Source organism: Haliscomenobacter sp., assembly GCF_033763495.1.
Classification (GTDB): domain Bacteria; phylum Bacteroidota; class Bacteroidia; order Chitinophagales; family Saprospiraceae; genus Haliscomenobacter.
The window spans coordinates 1-12,254 of sequence record NZ_JANRKL010000189.1 but is presented as its reverse complement, the minus strand read 5'-3'; the positions used below and the strand labels follow the sequence as shown (position 1 = coordinate 12,254).

The window sequence follows — 12,254 nt, the reverse complement described above, 5'->3', positions numbered from 1 at the left end:
GTGTGAGAGTATGCCTCCAAGCTTGTACCAGCATCCACACGTAGTTGACGTGCCTAACCCACAACAAAACCAATATGCAAAACTATTCAACAACCCTTTAATCCACAACCTATGAAAACCCTCAGCATCCTCGTTTTTATCCTCCTCAGTCTCCAAATTTCCGCCCAAGCCGACCTCGACCGCGGCCTCATCGCCTATTACCCCTTCGACAGCAGCGGGGTGAACAAAAGCCCGAACCGCTTGCTGCGAACCGATTTTGAAATGCACAATGTATCTTATAACTACGGCTTTGAAGGGAAAACCCCTGGCTCTATCGCTCCTCATTTTTATGGCAGCGACAGTTACGGCCGTTTGGCAGAAGGCCTACAAAGTGAAGCTTTTAGTTTGAGCCTATGGTTCAATACCGATACCAGAGACAAAACCAGCACCCTTTTGGCCTGGGACCAAAAAGCCTACCGGATGGAGCTACTACCAGGAGGGAAGCTGCATTGCAATCTTTCGGTAACGAACAATTATTTTTATGATTACATCCACGAGTCGCGGGACCTTGCCGATGGAAAGTGGCATCACGTAGTCATGAGCCTGGACAAAGACGTATTCAGTATTTACCTTGATGGAGAAATGGTACCTGGCATTGCTAAAAAATACAACAATGTTTCAGTATATTATGAAGGTGGTGGTCTGCAAATTGGTGGCCTGGCCTCGGCTCAAAACAAAAATTATTTCACCGGGCGGATGGATGAGTTATACTTGTACAACCGGGGCTTAAGTGCTGATGAGGTGAAAATCCTTGCCGGAAAAGCCCGCATCGATCCTGATCCTGATCTGGAAACCGGCCTGGTGCTTTATCTACCATTTGACGACGACGACAACAACCACAGTCCCAATCACTACAAAAGCAGCCAAATCAATGTATACGGCGGAAGCCTCGTAGAAAACTGCGTTTTGAATTCCCCTTTCAAACGAATGAAGTTGTTCAACGGCTTGGATCAATATCTTTCTGGAAGTAATGCTTTGGCTTTGCCTGTTTTTTCACTGAGTTTTAGTTTTCAGTCCACCTCCGCCAAAGAAAGCTTCGTACTGGGTTGGGATTCGGCGGGCTACCAAGTTGTGCTTAACCCGAAAGGAAGTGTGGGCAAGTTGGCCATTAAACTCTGGCAATCGCCTACCCAGGTTTATACTTTTATTTCGCCACTTAGGCTCAACGACGGAGATTGCCACCAGGTAGCCCTGAGTTTTGATGGCAAACAATTGCTCATTTTTATCGATGGCGCATTGGCCGATGACAAGGGCAAGTTCAAAACCGAACAACCAGTGTATTATGCTGGGGCAAGCAGTTTTATGATCGGCAATGATTCCAAAGAGGGCAAAGGCCGTGGCTTTCAAGGAAAAATGGATGAGTTGCGTTTGTACAATCGAGCTATTAATTTAGCCGAAGTTGCTGAATTAAAAAATCCTAAACCCGTTTCGGCACCTTGTGTCATCCGTTATTACGAATCAAAAGGAACTGGATCCAAGCTTACCTTTACTGCCATCAATTGTACGGAAGCCAAAAAGATCAGCTTTAAAGACAACAATACCAAAAAGGACATCGCGCAGGTAAAGGTCAAACCTGGTGAGCCCATTCCTCTCTTGAGCTTTCCAATGAGCAAAGGGCAATTTACTCCCAGAATTGAATGAACTTTTCCATCGTCCTCCCAATCCATTTATTTCTCACAACTAAAACCTATACTCATGCGCCAGACCATGTTCCTATTCGGACTACTACTGAGCATGCTGAATTCAGCAGCTCAATCCAGTTCTTGCACCTACAATTATGTGAATACCGGCCAAACCATCGATGTGATCGATGGCGGCGATGCTGAACTTGCAGACCTTGATGGAGATGGAGATTTGGACGTTTATCTTTTGAATCCTTTCATCGTGCACCCCTATGGTATTCGAGCAGACCGGGTTTTACTGAATGATGGCAATGGCAATTTAACCCCTACTGGCCAACTGATTGGTGATGCCCTTGGTTCAGCCGTTGAACTTGCTGATCTGGATGCGGACGGAGACGTGGACGCGGTTGTACTTAATCGGGAAGGAAATTTCATCAATGGAGCAGCAGTCGAGTTTTGGATGAACGATGGCAGCGCCAATTTTACCTACACTCAAGGATACGCTACCGGAGGCACTTTTGCCAGGGATGCAGCAATTGGAGATGTAGATGGAGATGGTGATGTAGATGTCTGGACTGGAATTGGCTTTTCTTACACCAATGAAGATATTTTATGGCTCAACAATGGTGATGGGACCTTTACTCCAGATCACGAATTCATGTACAACGGAAATGTGGAATATCGTTTTGGCAGTAACCGCGTAAATTTTGGGGATTTAGATGCTGATGGTGATTTGGACGCCATTTCTTTCGGCAGCTCTTTTACAAACCATTTATTCAAGGTATTTCTCAACGATGGACACGGAAATTTTGCAGTAACTGATCCTGGCAATACGGTTTTTGGAGAGGTAATGGATGCAGAAATTGGAGATTTGGACGGGGATGGAGATTTGGATGCAATTGTTTCCCTTTATCCCACACCTTTCATCGGAATGATGATTCTAACCAACAACGGGAATGCTGGATTTACCTATGCTCAGTCTCCAATTACTTTTGGGGAGACAATTGAACTGGCTGATTATGATAAGGATAGTGACCTGGATGTATTGATCTCCCGAGTAGCTGGTACCAATGTGATCTACAACAACAATGGATCTGGGGATTTTACCTACGCCCTGGATTTTGACTATGTTCCCGCAGCAGGATCCGCCAGTGATGATGCCGAGTGGGGTGATTTTGATGGAGACGGAAACCTGGATGTTTATAGCCTGAATTGGCAGTCCGATAGGGTATGGTTAGCCAATTCTCCCGATGCGGATGACGATGGTATATGTGATGCGCAGGACAATTGTAGTTCTACGCCCAATACGGACCAGGCTGATTTTGACCAGGATGGCATTGGCGATTCTTGTGATGACGATGATGACAATGACGGCTATCCCGATGCAATAGATTGTGCGCCTAAAAACAATAGCATCCATCCTGGTACAGCAGAGGTGTGTGACAACAACCTCGATGACAACTGCAATGGTTTGATTGACGAAAATTGTGCACCAGCCTTGGTCGTTTCTTTGGGAGATTGCAAGGTTGTTTACAATGGGTATGCTCCCTTAGCATGCGTGGGGCTCAGCGCTACAACTGACGGAGGCTATCCACCGTATTCTTATACCTGGAGCAATGGAGGTACGGGTCAAAACATCCAGGTTTGCCCCAGTTTCAATACCCTTTATTCTGTGACTGTAAGTGACAATCGAGGAAATACTGCTGAGCCTACAGTCCTTGTTCAGGCAATAAACGTGAAATGTGGCCAGAACAACAATAAGGTTAAAATTTGTCACCACAATTTTAATGGGGAAAAGAATACCCTATGTATTAGCGCTCATGCAGTAGCCGAACATTTGAGCCATGGAGATCACCTCGGAGAATGTGGCGATACACCTTGTACAACAAGCCAACAATTGGCGGCACAACTCGAATTGTTGATGCCCCACAACTTGACTGAGTTGTATCCCAATCCAAGCACCGGGGCCTTTTTTGTTCGTTTGCATCCCGACGAAAAAGGAGATATAAAAATAAACATCATCAACTCATTTGGACAGATTATTCAATCCATTGAAAACCCAGTTAACACTGGCAATTTATTTGAAATTCAATTAAAAGAAGGACTTACAAGTGGGATATACGTCGTTCGTATCTTCCAAAGAGGTAAATTATACAAGTCAATTCGGCTGGTGTTAAGCAATTAAGCAGACTAGGAAATTCTGTCGAAAATCTTGAGGGCTAAACCATGCAAGGAATGCCAAAAAACTGATTCCAAGGACTACCACAACGACTGTTCCTCCTGGGCTTGACCTGTCGATCACTAGCACTTGTACATCAGAAATGTCCACATAAGGAACGGTAAAGGCGCCCAAGGCCAATGAATCATATTTTGAAATAAAAAAAATATGTACTTCATTGGTAATGATTTTTTCGGCGGGAGTTGAGAGAGGCGGTTTCTCCGCCTCTCTACTCCATTACTTTGTGCCAATCAATCGCTTTAGCCTGTTTAGTTAGGCACTTTAGCTGGATTCAAGAGGTCATAAAACTGATCCAGCTTAGGCATAATGATGATGCGGGTACGGCGGTTGGTAGAACGGCCTTCCTCCGTAGTATTGGTAGCCAGGGCATTGTACTCACCACGACCAGCCGCAATCAATTTATTGGGGTCAACTTTGTGGGTAACTTGCAAAGTGCGCACTACTGCGGTGGCGCGTTTTACACTCAAGTCCCAGTTGTCGTCCAAACATGCGGTTTTGATTGGCTTGTTGTCGGTGTATCCTTCAACCATTACTTCCAAATCGGGACGAGACTGGAGGATTTTGGCAATTTTACCCAATACTTCATTGGCCTTGGTGGTCATGGTTGCGCTACCGGATTGGAAAAGCATTTTGTCCGACAGGTTGACAAACACCACGGTTTTGTCCACTTTTACGTCTACATCTTTATCATCCAAACCCTCTTTTAAAACGCCTTTCAGGTTGACAGCCAGGGCCAGGTTGATGGAGTCTGCACGGGTACGCGCTGCTTGCAATAAGTGGATGTATTTGTCCTTTTTCTCCAATTGAGCCAAAGTTTCTTTGATGTTGTCGTTGGCTGAAGAGGAGATTTTGGTCAAATCGGTTACGGTATTCAATTGTTTTTCCCGTTGGGACTTCAGGTCAGCGATTTGTGCCTTGAGGTCATTGATTTGCTCTTCGCGGAGTTGCAGCGCACCGGAACCTGTGCGAATGTCACCACTTAGTCTTTCCTTTTCACGTTCACAAGCGGCCAGACGGCTCATGTACTCATTGAGGCTAGCCCCTAATTTGCCGAGGTCCTTGTTCGCTGCATCCAACTGGGTTTTTAGGTCGGCCTGCATGGCGAGGTACTCTTTTTTCATGACACAAGAAGAAAATGTCAGGCAGAGAAAGCAAAAGAAAGCAAGATTTGTTGCTGTCGATCTCATCGTTGTATAGTTTTGAATAAGTTGAAATCGTGGTTTAAAATACCAACTTTACCAAAGACAAAAAGTTTTTGGCATGGTATCGTAATTTTAGTCGGCTTGTTGTGTGAGAGTCGGAGCGGTGAAGATAAGGCCGAGTTGTGGAACGGGCAAATAAATAGTGGCAAAATCAATACTTGGTAGAGGCTTAAATTGGTTTGTATCCGACAATTTAGTTGCTCATTTCAGTTGTAAATTTGGTGAAAGCATGCTAAGATTCTAACCATTGGGCTCCCCATTTTGACCCAAAACTTAAACTTGTAAAATTGAGGATTTTATGCCATTAAAAGCAGACTTATTCGGAGTGATCATTCTTTTAGGAATAGCACAAGGGTTGTTTTTGGCCTTTTTTTTTGCTTCGAGGAAAGTGAAGAATGGCCAAAACGCCGAGTTCTGGTTGATTTTATTGTTGCTTTGTTTTGCGCTAAACCTCTTTGAAATTTTGATGTGCCACAGCAACCTCGCTTTTGAATTCCGGTATTTTCCCGACAAAAACATCACCCTGATTTTCCTCAACAACCAAAACAATGGAGCTTATGATGACCTCAAGCGAAATGTGATCAAGTTGATAACTGATGAGCGCTAGGTTTTCTACCTGTAGTGTTTTCAAATTCTGCGGCGATTTACCTATTTTGCCTACTGGAACTTGCTCGGTAATCTTCTCCGAGTTTAAACAGATTAGCAATGTTGAAATCAAAATGGATGATCAGTGGGCTGTTGAGCCTCTGGGCAATGGGCTTATTTGCTCAAATTGAACGCATTGAACCCAGTAATTGGTGGGTAGGCATGAAAAGCCCGGAACTTCAATTGTTGGTACATGGCCCCAATATTGGCAGCACAACTCCCAGCATCAGCTATCCCGGAGTAAGCATCAAAACCATCAACCGCGGAGATAGCCCCAATTACCTCTTCATCAGTTTATTCATCGCGCCTGGCACCAAACCTGGAAAATTCAGCATCAATTTCAGAAAAGCTGGCGCACCAACCACCACTTACCAATACCCCCTCTTACCACGCAACAAGGCCGCCCAAAGTCAAATGGGCTTCAGTTCAAAAGATGTCATTTATTTGGTTACACCCGACCGCTTTGTCAATGCCGACCCAAGTAATGACCAAAGTGATACCCTGCGGGAAAAGACCGTCAACCGCAAAGAAGATTACGCCCGCCACGGGGGAGACATCCGCGGCATTATCAATAGCCTGGACTACTTGGCAGAGATGGGGTTTACGGCAATTTGGCCCACACCACTGCTCGAAAACAACATGCCCAGATGGTCCTACCACGGGTACGCCATCACCGATTATTACAAGGTAGACCCCCGCTTTGGTACCCTGGAAGATTATAAAGAATTAGCGAATAAAGCCAGGGAAAAAGGCATTAAAATCATCAAGGATGATGTAGTCAATCACTCCGGGGTAAAATACTGGTGGATGGAGGATTTGCCCTTCAAAAACTGGGTAAATTTTCCAGATTCCATGCAGGTTACCAATCACCGGCGTACCGTCAACGAGGACCTTTACGCCGCGCAAGTAGACAAAAAACTGATGACTCAGGGCTGGTTTGTACCCGATATGCCCGACATGAATCATCAAAATGCATTTTTAGCCAAATACCTGATTCAAAACAGCATTTGGTGGATTGAAACGCTGGGTTTGGGTGGCATTCGGCAGGACACTTATCCGTACTCAGAAAAGAACTTTTTGAAAAACTGGAGCTGTGCCATTATGAATGAGTACCCCAATTTCAGTATCGTGGGGGAGGAATGGAGCACGAATCCCCTCATTGCAGCCTATTGGCAAAAGGGCAAAAAAAACCATGATGGGTACACCAGTTGTTTGGAAAGCCCTATGGATTTTCCCTTGCAGGCTGCCCTGGTTCAAGCCCTGACCGAGCCTGAAAAGGGAGGATTTGACAAATTGTACGAAGCGCTGGCCAACGATTTTGTATACGCCAGTCCTCAAGATCTGATGGTTTTTGGCGACAATCACGATATGGATCGCATTTTTACCCAATTGAAAAAAGATGTTGACCTCACCCAGATGGCTTTGACCTATTTATTGACCATCCGGGGTATTCCTCAAATTTACTACGGTACGGAAGTACTGATTGACAACAGTGCCAAACCTGGTGACCATGGCCTGATTCGTACCGATTTTCCTGGTGGCTGGGCTGGAGATGCCGTGAATGCCTTCACCGGCCAGGGCTTAAGTGTTGATCAACTACGGATTCAGTCCTTTATGAAAAAAATGCTGAACTGGCGGAAACAAAAAAACGTGATTCACAATGGGAAAACGCTGCATTTTGCACCCCAAGATGGAGTGTACGTTTTTGCACGATACACTGCAACGGAAACGGTTTTAGTGTTGATGAATAAAAATGCCGGGAATAAGTCACTTGACTTGGGGCATTTTGCAGAAGCGATCAAAGGAAAAACGAGTGCGGTAGATGTGTTGAGTGGGGAAAGTTTGAGCTTGGGGAAAAGTTTGGAGTTGAAGGGGAAGACCGCAACGGTATTGGAGTTGAAATGATTCCGAACCAGCTTTGTTTTGCTTAACTCACCTTACGCAGTGAAATTGCTTTATGCGTAAGGTGAGATATTTGTTTTTGCCCCACCGTTAAGTTTGGGGTACACTGCAAAATTACGACCTAATCAATGCCGTAAACACCCCATACAATTCCCGCCATTCAGGATGATCTTCCAACATATCCAGGTGCCGCTCAATTGTGGCCCGATCTCCACGCAAAGCAGGGCCAGTTTGCATTTCAGCAGGGTTGTGTCCCTGGATTTTAGCTGCCGTTTCCTGAATCAGGGGCAACAACAAATCAAAGGGCAAATGGCGTTCGGCCAGAATTTCCGCAGCAATTTGGTACAAATGATTGACAAAGTTGTTGACAAATACTGCAGCCAAATGCAAACTGCGTCGATCTGCCTCGCTTGTGACTTGTACTTTTTGGCTGATGCGTTGACCGAGTTCAATCAAAAGGTTTTGATCGCTTTGGGCAGGTGCTTCCACACAAATGGGAATTTGTTGAAAATCCGGTTCCCGACCAGGCGAAAAACTTTGTAAAGGGTAAAATATACCACAACGTGGAAGCGCATTTAACCAGCTCAGTGGGCTGCTACCAGAGGTATGCACTACAAGCGTAGAATGGGAGAGGAGAGTACTTAAAATTTGGGCAACTTCAGGAATAGCCTGGTCGTTGACGGCAATAATCAGTAAATCCAGCTCCGAAAACTGTAAATCTTTCCATTGGTTGATGCCCTCAGCATTGAGGGTTGCCGCCAGTTCCTGGGCATCTTCCAATTGTCGGCTGTAAATTTGGCGAATGTTCAGGCCAGATGCTCGGAGCCTTTTACTGAGGTGCGTGGCGACCTTGCCTGCGCCTACGATGCTGATGCTTTGAATCACAAGTTGGAGTTAGTGCAGTTACCCTGCATATGTAATGCTTAGCAGTTCTGTCAAGCATATACAATCTGAGGTGTTTCTCAGATGTCTTAGATGGTTCAAAAGACTAGCTAGGTGTTGAAAACCAAAGCGACATTTTTTGAACCATCTAAGACCTCTAAGAAACACCTCAGGAATGATGACCTAAAAATTGATGTAAGTTAGGCTAGAGATTCTCCGTTGCGCCGGGTACTCATCCGGTTCCAGATGCTGAAGCCCAAGCCAAACATCATCAAAAGGGAACCAAACCAAAATACATTGATCCCTGGAAACTCCAGCGCTTCCAAAACGATGTAATTTGAGGGCAACGCATCGGTGGCTACCTCCACCGGAATGCTGCTTGGTGCCGTGGTTTTTGCCAACATCAATTGAATCGTTTCTTTACCCGGATCGAGCAAGGGGAACCGCACATGTAAGCCCAATTCGGGTACTTCTACCTTGACATTCAAGGGCTGTTGTTCCCGAATCAAAAAGATCGGTTCGGCATGGTAAGTTTTGCCATCTGGCGCGGTAATGTCCAGTTTGGCACCCACTGCCAGGTCACCTTCCTTGCGGCTGTAATCTGGATGCTCAGGTGCCTTATTGAATCCGGTAAACCTGATTTTGAGGTCTTGCCATTGGCCCGCATCCCCCTGGCGCAAATTTAGGTTCTCGTATTTGAGCTGATTTTCCAGTGCAAATACCTTTTCAATGGCGTCCTGGCTGATTTTGAACTTGGCACTCAAGTCATCTACTTGATCCGGATAAGTGTAAATCAGTTGCCCCCGCAGCAAAATGACCGGGTTGGCGTAATACACACTGTCGTCATCACTCCGGCGAATTTTGAGTTTGGTGCTAAACGCCAAGTCACCTGGTTCGGGTTTGTACTCGTGGTGGACCGGATTGCGGCTCATTGATTCCAGGCTGATCTGGAAAGTGCGGCGGAACACCGTATCCTGATTTTCCACATCAAGGGTATCATGGAGAAGTTGGGTACGGCCTTGTTCCAGGTTCAGTACTTTGTATTTCAGTTCCTCCTCGCGTTGCTTTTTGAGCTCAAAGTTTTGCTCTACTTCCGGTAGGGCGCTGATGTGCGTAAACACGTCCTTGAGCACATAATGCCGGGTATCCGGGTTGGAGGTCGCAATTTTGGTAAAGGATTTATCATAAAGGATGGTTGGATAAAGGTCGAAATCCTCTACCACTTTCCCTTTTTTGTTCTTGCGCTGGTAGTTCACCGTGTAAGTCCGGGTAAAATGCTCCAACGTATCCTTTTTGTAGGTCACCAGGTAGTCCTGCATCATGGTGGGCACATTGCGGAACAAGGTGATGTTCTTTTTGCTCATTTCTTCATCGCCACCTGCAATCAAACCATCCATCAAAAAGGCGTTGGAAGAAATGATCTTGCGGTTGACCCCCGAAGCCATAATGCCCACAATCATCAAGCCGAAGCCAATGTGTGAAAAGGCCGACCCGGCAATTTTGAGTTTGCCCCGCAGATGGGTAATCAGGTAATCGAGGTTGCTCACGATGGTGAAATAGGCACTAAAAGTAAGCAGTGTGTATTGCCAGGTATACAAATTGATCAGAAGACTACTCAAATAGGTCAATACAGCTGCAATCCCCAGTCCAGCCCCCAAATGGATCGCAAAACGCATTGCATTTTTGCTCCAGTTGTTTTCCCGGAAGCGCAAAAATTGGGCAAAACCGGAAAAATAACCAATGAATACCGCGATCCAGAGTTGGTACTTGTTGAAGTGTGCCACTGGTTCAGTGATGACCTTACCTTGGAATGCTGGGTTAAACACCTGCATGATCTTGTTGTAAACCGGCAAAGAAGTAGAGCCCGTAATGAGCACCGCCGAGAACAACAAAATCAAAGTGCCGATGAACATCCAGAACTCTTTGGAAGTGGTATGTTCTTCAGATTTGGGGTGGGGGATTTCCCGCCAGCGCCAGATCATCAAGCCTAGGCCCGTCAATGTGAAGGCAGAAATGAACAGGATCAACTGATTTTCCAGCCCCATTTCCGTAAAGGCGTGCACCGAAGTTTCGCCTAAAACCCCACTGCGGGTCAAGAAAGTGGAGTACACCACGAGCAAAAAGCCCAATAGGTAAAAAATATAGGAACTGCGGACAGAATGCCCGGTCGCTTTTGAAATCAGGTTGGTATGCACTCCGGCAACGATCAACAACCAGGGCACCAGAGAGGTGTTTTCTACCGGGTCCCAAGCCCAGTAGCCACCAAAATTCAGCGCCTCATAAGCCCAGGCGGAGCCCATCAGGATCCCAATGCCAAGGATAGAGCCACAAAACAGTGCCCAAGGCAGGGCCGGTTTTAGCCACTCTACATGCCGCTTGGTCCACAAGCCTGCAATTGCAAAGGCGAAAGGGATCGCAGTTGAGGCAAACCCCAGGAACAAGGTAGGCGGGTGAATGGTCATCCAGTAGTTTTGCAGTGCCGGATTTAAGCCATTTCCTTTGATCAGTTTCAAATAATCTGCTTGTGCAAAAATGGGGGCATCGATGGTTTGGCGCAACAAAAGCATTGGGTTGCTCCCAAACTTGGCTGGCTCATCGCCAAAACCAATGTAAATGCCCAGAATCATCGTGGCCAATACCGCCTGAATGGCTGCAATGACCGTAAGGGTGGAGGTTTCCCAGGATTTGCCGTTGAACAACAACACAAAACCAAGCAGGACATGCCAAAACATCCAAAGCAAAAAACTACCTTCCTGTCCTTCCCACAAGGCTGAAAAAATGAACTTCATGGGAAGCTCTTCCGAAACGTGCGCCTGAACGTACTGGTATTCGTACAACTGGTTGATCATCGCATACAGCAAGGCACCGATGACCGCAAAAACACCCAAACCATGGGTCAAAAAAGCATAACGACCGATGTTGCGCCAGCTTTCATAATCAATACTTTCCCGCCGTTGGGTGGCAAACCAATAGGCTACCATCGACAACAAAGCGCCTACAAATGCCAGCAAAACTCCCATTTGCCCAATCTGCCCAGGCAGTAGGGTTTCGCCGATGTATTGGATTTTTTCCATCTTGTTTACCCGTTCTGTTTGCTCTTAATGGCAATTTCTTCGTCCTTGTATTTGGAAGGACATTTCATTAATAAATCGGTGGCTACAAAAACACCTTCTTTCATCCGGCCAGTCACTACAATTTGCTCCGACATTTCGAAGTCCTGTGGTTTGGCCTTCAGCAGCACTACTTTGTGCTCTTCACCATTGGTATCTTTGATGAAAAAACTGAAATGGTTGGGATCTTTGGCGGGATCGTAAACCATAGGTTTGTCCTTGGCCAATTTTCCTACAATTTTGATTTTTTTCGTGCTGCTGTTGGCATCGGCAAATGATCCATAAGTGGTCATGTCTTTGCCCGAGTTGATAAACAGCACGATGGCAATGGCCACCATAACGCCAGCGATAAGATAGATCCGCTTCATAATGTATCCTGTTAAAAAAGACTGTTGTGCTTGTTTTGACGCTGCAATTGCCTTTAGTGTTGCATAGCAGTGTCAGAATTTGGCAAAGGTAATTCGCTTTCCCTTGCTTTTTCACTTTTAAAACAGCAAAATCTGGGTTTAGGTCTTGATCTTTGTCGGCTTTTTGTAAAATTGAACGATTCTAAATTGTAGATTTGCCCATTATGAGCAACATCATTGTCAGGCTACAAGACGTCAACATCAAA

8 protein-coding genes are annotated in these 12,254 nt (G+C 45.8%); 4 read left to right on the top strand and 4 right to left on the bottom strand.

Going from position 1 to position 12,254, the window contains the following annotated elements; translation table 11 throughout:
- The first annotated feature begins 111 nt into the window (after positions 1 to 111).
- On the top strand, positions 112 to 1,680 hold the full coding sequence (locus SFV55_RS21220; RefSeq protein WP_320031559.1) for a LamG domain-containing protein: 1,569 nt from the start codon (positions 112 to 114) through the stop codon (positions 1,678 to 1,680).
- Between the two features lie 54 nt (positions 1,681 to 1,734).
- Entirely contained in the window at positions 1,735 to 3,846 is a 2,112-nt protein-coding gene (locus SFV55_RS21215; RefSeq protein WP_320031558.1) for an FG-GAP-like repeat-containing protein, read from the top strand.
- A gap of 302 nt (positions 3,847 to 4,148) precedes the next feature.
- Here the strand turns inward: SFV55_RS21215 and SFV55_RS21210 are convergent, their stop codons facing one another.
- On the bottom strand, positions 4,149 to 5,021 hold the full coding sequence (locus tag SFV55_RS21210) for an OmpA family protein (RefSeq protein WP_320031557.1): 873 nt from the start codon (positions 5,019 to 5,021) through the stop codon (positions 4,149 to 4,151).
- Positions 5,022 to 5,400: 379 nt separating this feature from the next.
- Between SFV55_RS21210 and SFV55_RS21205 the strand changes: the two genes are divergently transcribed.
- Complete coding sequence (locus SFV55_RS21205) at positions 5,401 to 5,709, top strand: hypothetical protein (protein ID WP_320031556.1); 309 nt, start codon at positions 5,401 to 5,403, stop codon at positions 5,707 to 5,709.
- Positions 5,710 to 5,807: 98 nt separating this feature from the next.
- On the top strand, positions 5,808 to 7,652 hold the full coding sequence (locus SFV55_RS21200; protein ID WP_320031555.1) for a glycoside hydrolase family 13 protein: 1,845 nt from the start codon (positions 5,808 to 5,810) through the stop codon (positions 7,650 to 7,652).
- A 111-nt stretch (positions 7,653 to 7,763) separates the two neighbouring features.
- On the opposite strand, the gene SFV55_RS21195 is transcribed toward SFV55_RS21200, so the two are convergent.
- The 3 genes from SFV55_RS21195 to SFV55_RS21185 form a co-directional block, all read right to left on the bottom strand.
- Positions 7,764 to 8,534, bottom strand: a complete 771-nt coding sequence (locus SFV55_RS21195; RefSeq protein WP_320031554.1) for a Rossmann-like and DUF2520 domain-containing protein — start codon at positions 8,532 to 8,534, stop codon at positions 7,764 to 7,766.
- Between the two features lie 197 nt (positions 8,535 to 8,731).
- Positions 8,732 to 11,605: a cytochrome c biogenesis protein CcsA gene (gene ccsA, locus SFV55_RS21190; RefSeq protein ID WP_320031553.1), complete on the bottom strand. Its 2,874-nt coding sequence runs from the start codon at positions 11,603 to 11,605 to the stop codon at positions 8,732 to 8,734.
- Between the two features lie 5 nt (positions 11,606 to 11,610).
- Positions 11,611 to 12,009: a cytochrome c maturation protein CcmE gene (locus SFV55_RS21185; RefSeq protein ID WP_320031552.1), complete on the bottom strand. Its 399-nt coding sequence runs from the start codon at positions 12,007 to 12,009 to the stop codon at positions 11,611 to 11,613.
- Between the last annotated feature and the right edge of the window lie 245 nt (positions 12,010 to 12,254).